At 38.9% G+C, this 15,799-nt stretch carries 17 protein-coding genes and 1 pseudogene; 11 read left to right on the plus strand and 7 right to left on the minus strand.

Annotation, left to right across the window (positions count from 1 at the left end; genetic code table 11):
* Positions 1-73: 73 nt before the first annotated feature.
* From pezA to ACFOSE_RS04095, 6 genes are all read left to right on the plus strand, one after another.
* Complete coding sequence (gene pezA / locus ACFOSE_RS04070; RefSeq protein ID WP_380430850.1) at positions 74-550, plus strand: type II toxin-antitoxin system antitoxin PezA; 477 nt, start codon at positions 74-76, stop codon at positions 548-550.
* A complete protein-coding gene (gene pezT / locus ACFOSE_RS04075; RefSeq protein WP_380430853.1) occupies positions 550-1,314 on the plus strand; it encodes a type II toxin-antitoxin system toxin PezT in 765 nt (254 codons plus the stop codon). The genes pezA and pezT overlap by 1 nt, the downstream gene beginning before the upstream one ends.
* Before the next feature lie 207 nt (positions 1,315-1,521).
* Positions 1,522-2,178 carry a hypothetical protein gene (locus ACFOSE_RS04080; protein ID WP_380430855.1) on the plus strand — a complete coding sequence of 219 codons (657 nt, stop codon included), beginning with the start codon at positions 1,522-1,524 and terminating at the stop codon, positions 2,176-2,178.
* Complete coding sequence (locus tag ACFOSE_RS04085) at positions 2,156-3,031, plus strand: serine/threonine-protein kinase (protein ID WP_380430858.1); 876 nt, start codon at positions 2,156-2,158, stop codon at positions 3,029-3,031. The genes ACFOSE_RS04080 and ACFOSE_RS04085 overlap by 23 nt, the downstream gene beginning before the upstream one ends.
* Positions 3,032-3,472, plus strand: coding sequence for a hypothetical protein (locus ACFOSE_RS04090; protein WP_380430860.1), 441 nt, complete (start codon positions 3,032-3,034; stop codon positions 3,470-3,472). It begins immediately after the preceding gene.
* On the plus strand, positions 3,412-4,047 hold the full coding sequence (locus tag ACFOSE_RS04095; protein WP_380430863.1) for a hypothetical protein: 636 nt from the start codon (positions 3,412-3,414) through the stop codon (positions 4,045-4,047). Before ACFOSE_RS04090 ends, ACFOSE_RS04095 begins: the two co-directional genes overlap by 61 nt.
* A 397-nt stretch (positions 4,048-4,444) precedes the next feature.
* On the opposite strand, the gene rpmG is transcribed toward ACFOSE_RS04095, so the two are convergent.
* Together rpmG and rpmF are read right to left on the minus strand one after the other, a co-directional pair.
* Positions 4,445-4,594: a 50S ribosomal protein L33 gene (gene rpmG, locus ACFOSE_RS04100; protein WP_001265622.1), complete on the minus strand. Its 150-nt coding sequence runs from the start codon at positions 4,592-4,594 to the stop codon at positions 4,445-4,447.
* A 15-nt stretch (positions 4,595-4,609) separates the two neighbouring features.
* A complete protein-coding gene (gene rpmF / locus ACFOSE_RS04105; RefSeq protein ID WP_380430866.1) occupies positions 4,610-4,792 on the minus strand; it encodes a 50S ribosomal protein L32 in 183 nt (60 codons plus the stop codon).
* 250 nt (positions 4,793-5,042) lie between these two features.
* Between rpmF and ACFOSE_RS04110 the strand changes: the two genes are divergently transcribed.
* A complete protein-coding gene (locus tag ACFOSE_RS04110; protein ID WP_380430869.1) occupies positions 5,043-6,158 on the plus strand; it encodes a vitamin B12 independent methionine synthase in 1,116 nt (371 codons plus the stop codon).
* Between the two features lie 75 nt (positions 6,159-6,233).
* Positions 6,234-7,595 carry a PTS transporter subunit EIIC gene (locus tag ACFOSE_RS04115; RefSeq protein WP_380430871.1) on the plus strand — a complete coding sequence of 454 codons (1,362 nt, stop codon included), beginning with the start codon at positions 6,234-6,236 and terminating at the stop codon, positions 7,593-7,595.
* A gap of 77 nt (positions 7,596-7,672) precedes the next feature.
* Here ACFOSE_RS04115 and ACFOSE_RS04120 read toward each other — a convergent pair.
* The 4 genes and pseudogenes from ACFOSE_RS04120 to thiT form a co-directional block, all read right to left on the minus strand.
* Positions 7,673-7,874 (minus strand): annotated as a pseudogene (locus ACFOSE_RS04120) (ABC transporter permease); the annotation flags it as partial.
* 12 nt (positions 7,875-7,886) lie between these two features.
* Positions 7,887-8,057 carry a hypothetical protein gene (locus tag ACFOSE_RS04125; protein ID WP_380430874.1) on the minus strand — a complete coding sequence of 57 codons (171 nt, stop codon included), beginning with the start codon at positions 8,055-8,057 and terminating at the stop codon, positions 7,887-7,889.
* A complete protein-coding gene (locus ACFOSE_RS04130) occupies positions 8,023-8,319 on the minus strand; it encodes a cupin domain-containing protein (RefSeq protein ID WP_380430877.1) in 297 nt (98 codons plus the stop codon). The genes ACFOSE_RS04125 and ACFOSE_RS04130 overlap by 35 nt, the downstream gene beginning before the upstream one ends.
* Before the next feature lie 1,008 nt (positions 8,320-9,327).
* A complete protein-coding gene (gene thiT / locus ACFOSE_RS04135) occupies positions 9,328-9,897 on the minus strand; it encodes an energy-coupled thiamine transporter ThiT (protein ID WP_380430879.1) in 570 nt (189 codons plus the stop codon).
* A 456-nt stretch (positions 9,898-10,353) separates the two neighbouring features.
* On the opposite strand from thiT, the gene ACFOSE_RS04140 reads away from it, so the two are divergent.
* Positions 10,354-11,904 carry a DEAD/DEAH box helicase gene (locus tag ACFOSE_RS04140; RefSeq protein ID WP_380430881.1) on the plus strand — a complete coding sequence of 517 codons (1,551 nt, stop codon included), beginning with the start codon at positions 10,354-10,356 and terminating at the stop codon, positions 11,902-11,904.
* Between the two features lie 41 nt (positions 11,905-11,945).
* On the opposite strand, the gene ACFOSE_RS04145 is transcribed toward ACFOSE_RS04140, so the two are convergent.
* Positions 11,946-12,830, minus strand: coding sequence for a LysR family transcriptional regulator (locus tag ACFOSE_RS04145; protein ID WP_380430884.1), 885 nt, complete (start codon positions 12,828-12,830; stop codon positions 11,946-11,948).
* A 137-nt stretch (positions 12,831-12,967) separates the two neighbouring features.
* Between ACFOSE_RS04145 and ACFOSE_RS04150 the strand changes: the two genes are divergently transcribed.
* Together ACFOSE_RS04150 and ACFOSE_RS04155 are read left to right on the plus strand one after the other, a co-directional pair.
* Complete coding sequence (locus tag ACFOSE_RS04150; protein WP_380430886.1) at positions 12,968-14,590, plus strand: malolactic enzyme; 1,623 nt, start codon at positions 12,968-12,970, stop codon at positions 14,588-14,590.
* 9 nt (positions 14,591-14,599) lie between these two features.
* Positions 14,600-15,544 (plus strand): AEC family transporter, encoded by a 945-nt coding sequence (locus tag ACFOSE_RS04155; protein ID WP_380430889.1) that lies wholly within the window; start codon positions 14,600-14,602, stop codon positions 15,542-15,544.
* Positions 15,545-15,799: the final 255 nt, after the last annotated feature.

The raw sequence follows: 15,799 nt of genomic DNA on the forward strand, positions 1-15,799 counted from the left end.
GGGCAACGCACCAATTTTGGTGCGTTTGCTCTTTTTTATGTTATAATGGTAGTAAATATGAGGAGGGCATTTTATGATTGGAAACAATATAAAATCTTTACGACACAAACATCATTTAACGCAGCCCGAATTTGCGGAAATGGTTGGAATTTCACGCAATAGCCTGAGTCGCTATGAAAATGGGACCAGCACCGTATCAACAGAACTCATCAATCGTATTTGCCAGAAATTTAATGTTTCTTATGTTGATATTGTCGGGGAGGACAAGATGTTAACACCCGTTGAAGATTACCAATTGGCCTTAAAAATCGAAGTCATTAAAGAACGTGGAGCAGCCATATTATCACAGCTTTATAGGTACCAGGATAGTCAGGATATTGCTTTTGATGATGAAGCCAATCCTTGGATTTTGATGAGTGATGATTTGGCTGAATTGATCCATACGAAAATTTACCTTGTCGATACTTTCGATGAAATAGAGCGTTACAATGGCTATTTAGACGGTATTGAGCGGATATTAGACATGGTGCAACATCGGGTGGTGGCTTAATGAGATTGGAAGAATTTAGTGAGGCTGAGTTTCAGAAGGCCTTACAGCGAACCATTCGGGCTTTAACCCGAGGAAAGACGATTCCAGACCAACCGAAAGCTATCTTACTTGGTGGACAAAGCGGAGCGGGTAAGACAACAATTCATCGAATGAAGCAAAAGGAATTTCAGGGAAATATCATTATCATCGATGGGGACAGCTACCGATTTCAACATCCCAATTACCTAGCCCTACAAGAAAAGTATGGCAAGGACAGCGTGGACTATACCAAGGGATTTGCAGGAAAAATGGTAGAACATCTGGTTGATGAACTTAGCACACAAGGTTATCATTTGTTAATTGAAGGAACTTTGAGAACGACGGAAGTCCCAAGAAAAACAGCTCAATTATTAAAATCAAAAGGATACCAAGTTTCCTTAGCAGTGATTGGCACCAAACCAGAGCTTTCTTATCTCAGCACCTTGATTCGTTACAAAGAACTTTATGCCATTGATCCCAATCAGGCCAGAGCAACACCAAAAGAACATCATGATGGGATTGTAGAGAACTTGGTTGATAACCTAAAGGAGCTAGAAAGCGACAAACTCTTTGACCGTATCCAGATTTACCAAAGAGACGGGACTTGTATCTACGATTCTGAAACTGATGATGGTACGGCAGCAGAAGTGTTACAAGAATGCCTCTTTGGAAAATGGAGTAAAGTCGAGGAGGAGATGATGAAGGTGGGACAGGAATGGTTGAGGGAGATGAAAGAGTTGGGATGAAGTCTAGTCATTTTAAAGCGTGCAGTAGGTAAAACCGGACTGCTACATATCAATATTTAGTCCTTATTAAAGCAAGAATAAAGATGAGAGTTTTGGTTAAGAACAACAAAAATAACATTTTTATAAAATTTTACTTGATTGGCAATGAAAAGGTTCAATGAAACACTGAAAAGATGTTATAATATATAAGTTAGGAGTTGAGAATAAATGTTTTTAACTGAATTTGAGTTAGTGGATTCGTTTATAAAATTTTCAAAGAAAAACAAAAAATTCTATATTAGAGAATTGCCAACAAATTTTGGAAGACCAGATATTATTGAGCTATCAATAAACACGTCGTTATTAGAAAAAAGGCTTCTTAATTCTAATGTCCCTTATATACAGAGGGTAGATACATATATACTTTCTTATTTAAAAGGAAAGTCTTATGTGAAAAAGGAAACAGTTTTACGAAACTTAAATCTAGATTTACCCATTTTAAACTCTTCTTTAAGTCGGCTACTGAACAGAGATATGATAGATATCGATGGAAATCTCATAAGATTGAAGAGCATTAACGACCTTCTCTTTATTTCTTCTTTATCAGTTTATGAAGCTAAATTGACAAATTGGAAATATGTTATTGAGCAAGCTGAGCGTCATCTTTGGTTTTCAAATCAGTCTTTTATTTTGTTGCCGGAATTATCAGAAGATATACAGCAGAAAGCTAAGGAGTTAGCACATAGAAGAGGGGTGGGAGTAGCTGTTATGAATAATCATAAAATTATTTTTAAAACAAAAAATAGGAAAAATAAACTAATAAACACACCACTTCTTTGGGAAATAAATGAAGAGATAATAGATGGAAAATTTAAGATTGAATAACGATGATTTTTTTAGACTTGTATTAGAGAAATTATTTCGTATATATCCAGAATTAGAGATAAATCCTAACCCTATTGGTCACGGTGGTATGAAAACGGTTTATCAAGCTTTCGATAAGAATTTAAAGAAAAATTTAGTTATTAAAATAATTAAGTTTACGAGCGATGATGGTGAGAAGAGAACTAAAAGAGAGATTGATATTTTAAAATTATTATCATCAAGATATTTTCCAGTAATTTTGGATACTCAGATAGTAAAGATTGGACAGCAAGAAATCTTTATAATTCTTGAAAGTTTTGTCACTGGAAAAACATTGAGAGAGTTTAATAAAAGCGGTCTAGCATTTGAAGAAGCTGTTATAATTGGGAAGGAATTACTAGAAGCATTGGCTTTAGTTCACCAAAAAAAATTAGTTCATAGAGATGTGAAGCCCGAAAATATAATGATTACAGAAAATGGAGAGTTAGTGTTGTTGGACTTTGGAATCGCAAGAGATTTAACAGATGATTCAATAACTTCTGACTTAGCCATTTTTGGGCCGATGACAATTGGTTATGCAGCCTCAGAGCAAGTTGCAAATAAAAAAAAGTTGATTTCGGAGAGAACAGATTTGTTTTCATGGGCTGTTGTATTATATGAACTATTAACAGGAGCAAATCCTATAGTGCAAGGAGAAATCTCAAAGGAGAGAATTTTACAAAAAACATTAAAATTTTCTCCGGATTCGATTGACTTTAATAATATTCCAGAAGATTTAAAATATGTTATAAGAAAGAATTTATCTCCAGTAGTACATAAACGTTCTGGTTCGGCACTTGAAATATTAGATTTTTTAAAAAGGAAAGGTTACTAGATGAGAATGATTTTACAGCAGGGCTACGGCATGATGGCTCTGAATAAAGAATTTTCCGGCAAATACAACAATATTGAGGTTATATTGTCTCCGCGAGCTCTGCAATCAGGACAACGGCCTCAAAGATTGAAAGAGCACGCTAATGAAATAAAGAAGAACGGCGGGAAGATTTTATTTGACCCCCAATTTTACCAACCAAGGACAAACTTAGATAAAATTTTGAATTTTCCCTACTTTGAACAATTAGATTATAAAACAACTTCATTTACTGGTGAAGAAGCAAAGCAATTTTCAAAAAATGTCATCAATTTTCAAAAAAATACATTGGGTGTAGATGAGTATATTATTCCAGGAACATTTTCTAACAGTTTTAGTGAAGATTGGATACAACAACAAGAAGACCTTATTTATACAATCTTTTGGATGCAGTACTTAGTCTAAAGTTATCTGGGAAAAAGATTATTATAGGTTATGCTAATCCGCAAGATTTGATGTTTGCATCTGTTGGACTTGATGGGATTGCAACCGGGAACTATCAAAATGTTAGAAATTTTAACCCAGATATGTTTTTTATGGATGAAGAAGAGTCTATAAAGCGGAGAAGTACTTGGTATTATGATAATAATACGTTCAGTGAGTTTAAACCCGAGCAGCTAGCACTAGCACAGAATAGAGATAAGTTACATCTATTCCAACCTTCAAATGATTATACTGCTGAATATCTAGGAGCAAATCCTATAACTTCATATTTATGGAATGAGAGTATGAATTTTAAGAATTATCTTTATAGTATGTACTTGAACTGTAATGATATTTCTTCTAGTACAAAAAAATTTAGCTTTGTTGAAAGTATGTTTTTGGAAAAAGAAAAAAATCTAAAAACTCTTTTTGAAAATGGTATTCGAGAAGGGAATAGAACTTTTAGAGCTGATGCATTTGAAGCTACTTTATCTGCATTTTCTGCAATCAAAAATGATAGAGAAGAAGATATAGAAGAATTAGAGTTATTGGTTTAAGAGAGTTACTAATGACAGTTGAAATATTTGTCAAGCTATAATTTGGAAAGTTTCTGACTAGATTCAATATCAATTGAAAAATTGGAATCATCAGATATTGAGGGCGCCTGATAATCCCAAAGATTTTATCTATACAAAAATAAAAAAAACATAAGGTTTGACATAATTATAATAAATGAACTATTCCAAATTGTAGAGTTTTTGTTATATAAAAGGAACACCTCATACGAAGTGTTCCTTTCATTATCTGCATGTTCTACTTAAATTTTATTATCTAAAAAGTGTAGAGAAAAAGGTAGTGATTCGATTGATTTATACTGCAATGTAATGAAATTCAATATTTCAAAAATCGCATAAAATCAAGATTTCTACCGTCTAATGACGTGTAGTGAACCCCTTATTTAACTTCAGTAAACACAACGTGTTTGCGCAATTTTGGTGAGTATTTTTTCAATTGAAGACGGTCTGGAGTGTTACGTTTGTTTTTTGAAGTAAGGTACAAGCGTTCACCAGATTCTTTATGTTCAAGTGTAATGTTTACGCGCATGGTATCTCCCTTCTATTATTTTGCTTCTGCAGCTTTAGCAATCTTACGTCCTTTGTAGTATCCTTTCAAAGATACACGGTGAGAACGTGAGTAATCTCCAGTTGTTTCGTCAAATTTCACAGCTGGAGCTGTCAAATTGTAGTGTGTACGACGTTTGTTTTTCTTCGCTTTGGATGTGCGACGTGCAGGTACTGCCATTTTTTCTTTCCTCCGTAAGATATGATGGGCTATAAGCCCCTATTTATTTTTGGGTTAATATGACTTGCGTCAACTTTAACAGTATATCAAAAGATTTTTGTAAAGTAAAGTTACTTGACAGATTTTTTGGAAAAAGCAGAGCAGACTTGTTGATATAGGCAAAAGCTATCGGAAACCATAAAAAATATATATTGTACATTTATAGCCTTTTCCCTTAAAATGGATATATCAATTTTTAAGGAGTTTTCTTATGGCAAAAATTCATTCTCACTTCGATCATGTCGGTTCTTATCTTCGCCCCCAAGCCTTGAAAGAGGCGCGTGAGGCCTTTGCCCAAGGGAAGATTAGCAAGGAAGAACTCTTGGACATTCAAGACCGCCTGGTCAAGGAGCTGGTTCATCATCAGGTCGAAAATGGTCTGAAAGTGATCTCAGACGGTGAATTTGGCCGTTCCTGGTGGCACTTGGACTTCCTCTGGGAATTGACAGGCTTTGAAGCCTACCAGCAGGAGACTTCCTATAAGTTTCACGGCGCTAAGACCAGGACTACCAATGTTCGGCTCAATGGACAGGTAGCTGAAAACCCCAACCATCCTTTCTACCGTGACTTTGAGTATCTTCTATCCATCACACCAGCAGGAGTGACACCAAAAGTGACCATTCCAAGTCCATCTTTGGTTATTAACCGTGATCATCGTAGTGATTTATATGCTGATTACTATGATAGCTGGACAGATTTTCTTGATGGTCTCGTACAGGCTTATCAAGATACTATCAAGCGTTTTTATGACTTGGGAGCGCGTTATGTGCAGCTTGATGATACGACTTGGGCTTATTTGATTCAACAACTAGAAGACCACAAAGATCAGCCAGACGAACGTCGTGTGTTTGAAAAAATCGCAGAAGATGACGTTTATGTCATCAACAAGGTGTTAGATGGTCTGCCAGAAGATCTAACTGTAGCAACACATGTTTGTCGCGGAAACTTTAAGTCAACTTATCTTTTTGAAGGTGGTTATCATACGATTTCAAAATATCTTGGTCAGCTCAACTATGACATTTTCTTCCTTGAGTATGACGATGAACGTTCAGGAGACTTTGCGCCGTTAGCAGAGATTTGGAATGGTCGTGAGCAGGTTGAGTTAGTTCTTGGTGTCATCACATCAAAAGATTCTCAGCTAGAGGATGTTGATGCGATTGTGGCACGTATTCAAGAGGCCGCACAGCTTGTTCCCCTAAAAAATCTCGGTATTTCGACTCAGTGTGGTTTTGCGTCAACTGAAGAGGGCAATATCTTAACAGAAGAAGATGAGTGGAAGAAATTGCGTTTAATCAAGACCATCACAGATAAGGTCTGGACATCATAAGAAGAGGACAGAACAGAATCGGCTTGTTAAGGTCGAATCTGCTCTGCTTCTTTACTAGTAAGGAAAAAGTAGGATATGGATTATAAAGGATTAGCACAAGAAATTTTAAAGCAGGTTGGGGGAGAGGAAAATATTTCTGATGTCACCCACTGTGCGACACGGTTACGTTTTCATTTGGCTGATGACAAAAAAGCAAATGACAGTGCAATAGAAGCTCTAGAAGGTGTGCTTGGTTTAACGAAAAGCGGTGGGCAGTATCAGGTAGTGATTGGTAATGATGTTTCCCATGTTTATGCAGCTTTAGTTGAAATGCTTTCTGATCAGTCGGTGTGTTCACCAGAGGTAAAAAAACAGGGACCTCTACAAACGCTTATCGCTGTGATTTCAGGGATCTTCACACCCATCTTGCCTGTTATTACGGCAGCAGGGATGATCAAGGCGGCCTTATCGCTTTTAACGGTCTTTGGTTTGGTGATTACAAATGATGTCAACTATAAGATATTAAATTTTATCGGAGACGCTGGTTTTTACTTTTTGCCTATATTTCTTGGGGCTTCAGCTGCGCGGCAATTTAAAACTAACCCTCAGTTAGGGATGTTGATGGGGTCCATCTTACTCCATCCGACCTTTATCTCGATGGTGACTACGGCCAAGGAAGCTGGAAAGAGTTTGAGTTTCTTCTCCCTACCTTTGACACTTGCTTCTTACTCTTCTACGGTTATTCCGGTGATTTTAGCAGTCTGGCTTATGAGCCATGTGGAGCGTTTTGTGGATAAGATATCGCCTAAAGCGGTCAAGTTCTTCTTGGTACCGATGGTAACGACCTTAATCACTGCACTTGTTACACTTTTGATTCTTGGTCCGATTGGGGCAATTGTTGGAAACTGGCTAGGTGATTTCTTTAAATGGCTAGAAAACTTTGGTCCTTGGGTGGTTCCAACTATTGTCGGTACCTTCTCTCCTTTTCTTGTTATGACTGGGACACACTATGGTCTGGTATCCATTGGTATCAATAACCGAATGACCATTGGCTATGACACCATTGCACAGCCTGGGATGTTAGCTTCTAACGTGGCACAAGGGGGAGCTGCTCTAGCTATTGCTGTTAAGACAAAAGACACCAATAAAAGAGCGTTGGCTTCTTCGGCAGGTCTCACTGCTATCTTTGGGATTACAGAGCCTGCTTTATATGGTGTGACTTTGCAAAATAAGGCGGCCTTAATCGGCTCCATGGTAGCTGGTGGCGTAGGAGGCTTTTTCTTAGGAATTTTAGGGGCTAGAAACTTCTCAGGTGGCTCGCCAGGGCTTCTAACCATCGCAGCCTACATCGGAGAGGATACGCTCAAGTATTTTTATACAGCTATTGCTGGGTTGATTATTTCAGTCATTGTTTCCTTTGTTGTGACGTTTATTCTCTATAAAGAAGAAAGCAGATAAGGTCATCAAAAATTAGTTTTGGTAAAAACTGGTAATAACTAAAAATACAGACTATAATTCTTTAAAATACTTAAATATTAGTCAAATTCCAACTGAGCTCTATCTGTAAAATAGGTTTGATAGGCTGCATAGGAAGCAATAACAGAAGTCAAGCTAGTAGCGGATAGCAACATGAACATAACCATAATCTGGTAACGAATGGCATGGACAGGATCGACTCCTGCAAAGATGAGTCCTGTCCATGCCAGGTAGGCTGACCAGATCGACAGTCTTAGCCGAAAAATGTTCATCTTAATGATGACCGTGCTCCTCTGCATCTTCGGCAGCGATAGCAATGGCTTGGGTTTCGTGAACAGTTCCATGAGCGTGGTGGGTCGGTCCATAGATAGAGTAAATTTTAAGGTCTTCTTGACCAATATTGATAACATTAATGGTAAGTACCGTTTGGAATGAAAATAGCATCTTCTGGTCCAACCTCAGTATCTAGCGTGATCTTGTCAGCTGATTCGCCCATGATGACACGGCCGTGTCCTTGCTCAATGCGCAGGAACTGGTCATTTTCATTATGCACTTCCGCACCGATATCACTACCAACTGGAATAGACATAAGAGTGAGCTGTAAGAGTTCTCCTGTCCAAAGAGCTGTGCGGTAGTTAGTATTTTCAAGCGTTGCTGTCTCAATATTGGTTACAAATGGCGCTTTTCCATAGTCTTTAGTTGTCATAAATTCCACCTCTAAATTAGAATTATTATAAAAAGTATTTATAATAATTCTAATTACATTCTTTTTAAAATAGATGTCAAATTTTTATAAATATGATAATTTTCAGAGGATATTAAATGAATGAAAAAGAGCTAGAAAGAACTCAGCAGACAGAAAAAACGTTCCCCTTACTTCCAAATATGTAAGTTCAGTAGTAAAGAAAACTCATTTGCATTAGTTATATAGGTCAGATTGAGACTATAAACCAAGGCTTGCTGAGATTTGTTTCTCCAATTTTAACAGTCTTCTAGACTAGCTGTTAAAGTTAATCGAACATTAGACTGAGAAGTAGTGCTGAAACACCATTTTTTAGTTTTGACTACTTCTACGAGAGTTGGTAATCATGTGATGAAGTTCTTGAATAAAGTCTGCTTTTTCAACTAATTGCTCAAAAGAGAGATACATACGGGAATGGCACTAGCCCCAAAAATGAGACACAGTAAAAAGCGTATATGTTAGAAGCTAAGCTAGTCTGCATCAAGATGAAGGAGACGGGCAAGTCCACTAAGATTATCTCTCAGAATTGAACAATTGAAACTGCAGGTTAATCTCTTAAAAAGTATCGTAGTTTGGCAACAAGCTCGACAAGGGCTGCCTTGTCGAGCTTGTGTAGAGTATCGGGGAACCTATCCATCCTATTGGACTGTTTCAGTGTCAAACGCTCCACTTTCTACCGTTGGGAAGCGGGAGACGATAAACTTGAAAAAAGAGACGAGGATGTAGAGAAAATCGAGCAAGCCTGCATGGAGAATCATTTTATCTAGGGTTATCACACCGTCACGCAACTGCTCAAGCAAGCCTGTCGCCTTGCCATCAATCCTAAGAAGGTGCCAAATATAAGTAAGCCTTACTATGTGATAGAGAACAAGTTAGAACGACATGCGCTAAAGGTTATTAGTTGAACCGCCATGTGCCCAACGGCACGCACAGTGATGTGAGAAGGGATAGAGATTGGCCTCTACTTGATTCTCATTTTTTCAAAAAGATGTTTATAAAGGGATAGAGCAGCCAGAGGGCGATGCTGCAGGCTAAAGTTTCACCCAGCCAAGATGAGCCATTGATAATGGAGGAGTAGAGCAGGGCAGATTGTCCTTTGGGAGCATAGCTGCCCCAAAAGATGATGCCAGCGATAAAGTGGATAAAGTAGCGAGAGATAGTCCCTAGGAAGATCCCTAGAATTATCAGGCTCAATCCTTTAAAGGTCTCTTTCTTGGTCATTGCCTTATCCAGCCACGGTTTAACGAGTCCCCCGATGCCGACAAAACTGAAGGCGACAAAGTATTCCAAAAATCCTTGTGTGAGATTGAGCCAGTTACCGGCAGCCTCTCCAAAAGCAACTTGCAGGATCCCCCAGATTAAACCAGCTAGCATGGCGGGTTTAATACCGCGACGAAAGGCTAGGATAAAAATGGGGACCATTTTGAAGGAGAAGGAAATCCAAGGTCCCAGCGACATGGGTTGAGTTAGTAAGTCTAAAATCATGGCTAGACCAGCCAAGAGGCTTGTTTCGGCTATGACATTGATCTTGGTTTTTTGCATAAAAAAATCCTTTCCTACACCACAGTAAAGACTGGGCGTTTGCTTTATTAGCCACAATCAAAACTGTCATAAAGTCAAGGAAAAATCTTGATATTATACACATCCCTTACGCAAGCATTACCTTGTTCAGGTTCAAAGAGTTTAGGCAGCGAGACGATGGGAAATAAAATTTTCCAGTCGCTTCAGTAGCCATTCTCAGCAAAAGCTCCTCTTGTGACGCTTCCATTATAACAGGGCCTTTCTCATTTAGCAAGAAGAAAGAAGTGAAAAAATTGTTTTATTGTTGAAGAAATGATTGGTTAGAGGATGCTTGGTTCAATAATCCAAAATTGTTCCCTAAAAATTTTAGGAGAAAAAGGCGAGTCTTTTGCACGCTTTTGTGTTATACTAGGAGGGTTGCAAGACAAAATACGCTTTATAAGACAGCCTCGCACTGTCTTTTAGAAAGAGAATTCATTGAAATTTACAGAATTAAATTTAACAGAAGATATTTTGCAGGCTGTTGAAACAGCTGGCTTTGTTGAGCCATCACCCATCCAGGAATTAACTATTCCACTTGCTCTAGAAGGCAAGGATGTTATTGGTCAGGCGCAAACAGGTACTGGTAAAACAGCTGCCTTTGGCCTACCTACCCTCAATAAGATTGATGTCACTAATCCCATCATCCAAGCTCTAGTCATCGCGCCAACACGTGAATTGGCGGTACAAAGCCAGGAAGAGCTCTTCCGCTTTGGGCGTGAAAAAGGTGTCAAGGTTCGTTCTGTTTATGGCGGATCTAGTATTGAAAAACAAATCAAAGCATTGCGTTCAGGTGCTCACATTGTCGTAGGTACACCGGGACGTCTCTTGGATCTGATTAAACGTAAGGCCTTGAAGCTCAATCATGTTGAAACCCTAATTTTAGATGAAGCAGATGAAATGCTGAATATGGGCTTCCTTGAAGATATTGAAGCAATTATTTCCAAAGTTCCGAACGAGCGTCAGACCTTACTTTTTTCAGCAACCATGCCAGAAGCGATTAAACGTATCGGGGTTAAGTTTATGAAAGACCCTGAACACGTTAGAATTGAAACTAAAGAATTGACCAATGATAAGGTTGAGCAGTTCTATATCCGTGTCAAAGAGCAAGAGAAATTTGATACCATGACGCGTCTGATCGATGTGGAGCAGCCAGAGTTATCCATTGTTTTCGGTCGGACCAAACGCCGGGTTGATGAGTTAACGCGCGGTCTTAAACTGCGCGGCTACCGTGCTGAAGGTATTCATGGGGACTTGGATCAAAACAAGCGTCTGCGTGTCATCCGTGATTTTAAAAATGACAACTTAGATATTTTGGTTGCTACAGATGTAGCGGCACGTGGTTTGGATATTTCTGGTGTTACCCATGTCTACAACTACGATATTCCTCAAGATCCAGAGAGCTATGTTCACCGTATTGGTCGTACAGGTCGTGCTGGTAAGTCTGGCAAATCAGTGACCTTTGTCGCTCCAAATGAGATGGGCTACTTATCCATCATTGAAACCTTGACGAAAAAACGGATGAAGGGGCTTAAACCAGCAACGACTGAAGAAGCCTTTCAGGCTAAAAAACAGGTGGCCCTCCAAAAAATCGAACGTGATTTTGCGGATGAAGCTACTCGTGCAAACTTTGACAAATTCAAGCGTGATGCGATCAAATTGGCTGCCGAATTTTCACCAGAAGAATTGGCACTTTATATCTTGAATCTGACGGTTCAGTCTCCAGATACTCTGCCAGATGTTGAAATCAGCCGTGAAAAACCCTTGCCCTTTAAGCCATCAGGTGGCGGTTTCAAAGGCAAAGGAGGCAGCAAACGCGGCCGTAATGATCGTCGTGGTGGCAGGGACCGTGATCGTAGAGAAGGCGGCTTTAAACGGACATCAAATAAAAATCGCAGAGATTTTGAAAATAAATCGAATAAACGCCCGCATCGGACATCAAGCGAAAAGAAAACTGGCTTTGTCATTCGAAATAAGGGCGATAAATAAAACCAACACCCCTAGGAACTACTTAGGGGTGTTGGTTTTATTTACATTCTTTTTAAGTTTTCTAAAATGTCAATAAAGCCCTTACTTCTTTCTGATAAGTGTCTTGTTTTTAGATAGGCATATGAGATATAGAAATGGATGTCATCTTCTTTAAGGGGAACCTTGACTATTTTTTCAAGTCGTTGCGGAAAACTAATTTCAGTTAAGAGGCTGATGCCCAAATTTTCCTTAATAAGCTGGCCTACCATATAGACATCATCCAACTGGACTAAAACTTGGGCAAGATTTTGATATCGGCCATTCAAAATATTAAAAGCATTCAGGTGAATATGACGTTCATCAAGTAAAATGAAATTTTCCTCTAGTACATCAGCAAAAGACAACTCTTTACATGTCGCCAAGGGATGATTTTCGGATAAAACAAAGAAAAACTCTTTTTTCCAAAGCGCCTTAGTCTCCAACTTTGGATGTACCAGCGGGTTTAAACTTCCCAGCAAGCTCAATTCCATTTCCCCGTCAAGTAATTGTTCAAGCAATTCATTGGACCCTCCATGAATGGTCTGTAAATCTGATAAAAAAGAGAGCGGCAGTTGCCTTGCTGTTAGCTGCGCCACAATATAACTTGCAATAATTGGAGGAAAGCCAATCTTTGTTTTTATCATTTGAGATTGCTTTAATTCTTTGTTGAGTCTTTGTAAATCGTGTAGCATCTCTTTGCTGTGATTAGCTAAGATGCAACCTTGAGGTGTCAATGAAACTGCACGCTTGGCTGTATCCTTAACGACTAAATTACAGTCGAAAAAAGTTTCTAGACGCTTAATGGCATAAGAAATTGTCGGCTGTGTCACATTGAACGCTTTTGCAACTGCTGTAAATGATTGCAATTGTGATAACTGGTAGAAATATTCTAAATCTCTGAAGTTCATTTTTAATCTCCCTTTTCTATTATAGCATGAAGAAAGTTTTTTTATAAATAAAATTTATAAGTTCTGACTTGATTGACTATAAGATAACCGTAATGCTACAATGACGCCATAATATTAACTTTATAGGAGGTCGCCTTATGCGTGCACATGATATTTTAAACAATCCTTTTTTGAATAAAGGTACAGCCTTTAGTCTCCAAGAACGGCAGGAATTGGGTCTAGTCGGCTTACTTCCGCCCAAGGTTCAAACAATTGAAGAACAAGCCAATCAAACCTATCAACAATTCCAATCCAAGGTTTCAGATTTAGAAAAAAGGCTTTTCTTGATGGAGATTTTCAATACTAACCGTACTCTTTTTTACTATCTCTTCAGCCAGCATATTGAGGAATTCAATCCCATTGTTTATGACCCCACTATTGCTGAAACCATTGAAGCTTACAGTGAGCTCTTTGTTGATCCGCAGTACGCTGCTTATTTGGATATTAACCATCCAGAAGATATTGAAAGGACACTCAAAAACGCTGCAGGAGATCGTGATATACGCCTCATTGTCGTTACAGATGCTGAGGGAATCTTAGGGATAGGTGACTGGGGCACTAATGGAGTCGATATTTCTGTTGGAAAACTCATGGTTTATACCGGTGCTGCTGGTATTGATCCTGCAACTGTCTTGCCATTGGTTATTGATGCAGGGACCAACCGTAAAGAAATACTAGAAAATCCTCAGTATCTCGGTAATCATCATGAACGTGTTCGTGGAGATCGTTACTATGACTTTGTTGATCAGTTTGTCAGAACTGCCGAAAATCTTTTCCCTAAACTTTATCTGCACTGGGAAGATTTTGGTCGCCTAAATGCTGCTACCATTCTCAATAAATACAAGGATAAAATCCCAACATTCAATGATGATATTCAGGGAACAGGAATCGTTACACTTGGGGCTGTCTATGGCTCACTTGCGATTTCGGGTAAAAAACTAGATGAGCAAATCTATCTCTGTTATGGCGGAGGGACCGCTGGAGCTGGTATTGCTGCGCGTGTCCTCAGCGAAATGGTCAATCAAGGACTCTCAGAAGAAGAGGCTTATCAACGCTTCTTTATGGTAGATAGACAAGGGCTTCTTTTCGATGACATGGAGGACTTGACACCGGAACAAAAACCTTTTGCCAAGAAACGCTCGGATTTTGCCAATGCCGATGAACTGACAGACCTTTTGACGGTGGTCAAAACCGTTAAGCCAACTATTCTTGTAGGCACCTCTACCCAGCCTAATAGTTTTACTAAAGAGATTGTCGAAGCTATGTGTCATAATACAGAGCATCCTATGATTTTCCCACTCAGCAACCCAACCAAACTGGCTGAAGCAAGCGCTAAGAACTTGATTGAATGGTCAGATGGCAAGGCTTTTGTGGCAACAGGGATTCCAGCTGGTAATGTGACTTACAAAGGCGTTTCTTACCAGATTGGACAAGCCAACAATGCACTTATCTACCCAGGACTTGGTTTAGGCATGTTAGCATCCGAAGCAAAGCTCTTAACAGATGAAATGATTGGTGCTGCTGCTCATGCACTTAGTGGAATTGTTGATTTAAGCCAGCCAGGAGTCCCAGTTTTACCACCATTTAGAGATGTCAGAGAGGTTTCTGTCAAAGTCGCTGAAGCTGTCGCTAAGAAAGCTCAGGAGCAAGGGTTGGCACAGGTTCAAGAAAACGATATGGCTCAAGCTGTTCAAAACCTTCAATGGACTCCAAAATACTAGGGGGTAGCTATGATTTTTTTCACATCTATTGGTTCTATCTTTCCCATCATTGCTATTATTAGTTTGGGTTATTTTTTGCAGATAAAAGGATGGTTTGAAAACAGTTTTGGTGAAAACCTGTCAAAACTCATCATGAAAGTTGCGCTCCCAGCATCTATTTTTATTTCAGTTTTAAAGTATCTAAGTCTGGGTAAACTTCTTAGTTTATCGGGGAGTCTAATTTATACATTTGTGGTTTTTGTACTGTGTTATGTTATTGGTTTTTTAACCGTCCATTTTTTGAAAATCCGTCCCGGTCGCAGGGCGACAGTGATTAATACTTTTGTTAATGCTAACACCATCTTTATTGGTTTGCCTCTTAACATTGCGCTTTTTGGTAATCAAGCTCTGCCTTATTTTCTGGTTTACTATATTACCAACACCATTTCGACCTGGACGTTAGGCGTTTATCTGATGACATCTGACAGTACATCAGGACATCATAAGCAAGCCTCAGCGTTCAACTGGAAAAAATTACTCCCTGCTCCCCTGATTGGATTCCTAGTAGCTTTAGTATTCTTGCTTTTACGCCTGCCGGTTCCTAATTTTGCCAGCAGTACGTTGACTTATATCGGAAATTTGGTGACGCCTTTATCGCTGATTTATATTGGCATTGTTCTTGCCAAAGCTGGCCTTAAAACAATTCGTTTTGATCGCGACACTGTCGTTGCTCTTGCTGGACGCTTTATTTTAGCACCAGCTATGATGTATCTTTTGTTAAAGATGACTGCAAGTAATATCCCAGCAGCCGAATTTAAAACTTTTGTTGTTCAATCGGCTGCACCTGCTTTGGCAGTTCTGCCTATCTTGGCCAGTCAAGGTGAGGGAGATGTCGAATTTTCAACCAATGTCGTAACTTTAAGTACAATTTTATTTGTTTTTGTAATTCCAATTGTCGTTACTTTATTAGGGTAAGTGATACAAGAAATCTCCCCAAAACTAGTTCTTAGGGGAGATTTCTTTATTATGGCTTCGAGCCAGTTTTTCTCGTAGAGAAAAACAATAAAACCACCAGCTATGCTGGTGGCTGCTAAGGCTTTGAACTTCCATTTCTTTTTCCTGATATAATCTAATTGTTCAGGTTAGATAAAGGAGGAAAAAGAAATGGCTAAAACCAGTTACAGTTTATCACATACTAAATAGATGTGCAAATATCACATAGTTTTCACA

The sequence above is a fragment of the Streptococcus dentapri genome, assembly GCF_042649885.1.
GTDB lineage: Bacteria > Bacillota > Bacilli > Lactobacillales > Streptococcaceae > Streptococcus > Streptococcus dentapri.

Bases quoted from the DNA above. Each gene is read 5' to 3' on its own strand.
- pezA (WP_380430850.1), top strand. From the start codon at position 74: ATGATTGGAAACAATATAAAATCTTTACGACACAAACATCATTTAACG.
- pezT (WP_380430853.1), top strand. From the start codon at position 550: ATGAGATTGGAAGAATTTAGTGAGGCTGAGTTTCAGAAGGCCTTACAG.
- ACFOSE_RS04080 (WP_380430855.1), top strand. From the start codon at position 1,522: ATGTTTTTAACTGAATTTGAGTTAGTGGATTCGTTTATAAAATTTTCA.
- ACFOSE_RS04085 (WP_380430858.1), top strand. From the start codon at position 2,156: ATGGAAAATTTAAGATTGAATAACGATGATTTTTTTAGACTTGTATTA.
- ACFOSE_RS04090 (WP_380430860.1), top strand. From the start codon at position 3,032: ATGAGAATGATTTTACAGCAGGGCTACGGCATGATGGCTCTGAATAAA.
- rpmG (WP_001265622.1), bottom strand. From the start codon at position 4,594: ATGCGCGTAAACATTACACTTGAACATAAAGAATCTGGTGAACGCTTG.
- rpmF (WP_380430866.1), bottom strand. From the start codon at position 4,792: ATGGCAGTACCTGCACGTCGCACATCCAAAGCGAAGAAAAACAAACGT.
- ACFOSE_RS04110 (WP_380430869.1), top strand. From the start codon at position 5,043: ATGGCAAAAATTCATTCTCACTTCGATCATGTCGGTTCTTATCTTCGC.
- ACFOSE_RS04115 (WP_380430871.1), top strand. From the start codon at position 6,234: ATGGATTATAAAGGATTAGCACAAGAAATTTTAAAGCAGGTTGGGGGA.
- ACFOSE_RS04125 (WP_380430874.1), bottom strand. From the start codon at position 8,057: ATGCTATTTTCATTCCAAACGGTACTTACCATTAATGTTATCAATATT.
- ACFOSE_RS04130 (WP_380430877.1), bottom strand. From the start codon at position 8,319: ATGACAACTAAAGACTATGGAAAAGCGCCATTTGTAACCAATATTGAG.
- thiT (WP_380430879.1), bottom strand. From the start codon at position 9,897: ATGCAAAAAACCAAGATCAATGTCATAGCCGAAACAAGCCTCTTGGCT.
- ACFOSE_RS04145 (WP_380430884.1), bottom strand. From the start codon at position 12,830: ATGAACTTCAGAGATTTAGAATATTTCTACCAGTTATCACAATTGCAA.
- ACFOSE_RS04150 (WP_380430886.1), top strand. From the start codon at position 12,968: ATGCGTGCACATGATATTTTAAACAATCCTTTTTTGAATAAAGGTACA.
- ACFOSE_RS04155 (WP_380430889.1), top strand. From the start codon at position 14,600: ATGATTTTTTTCACATCTATTGGTTCTATCTTTCCCATCATTGCTATT.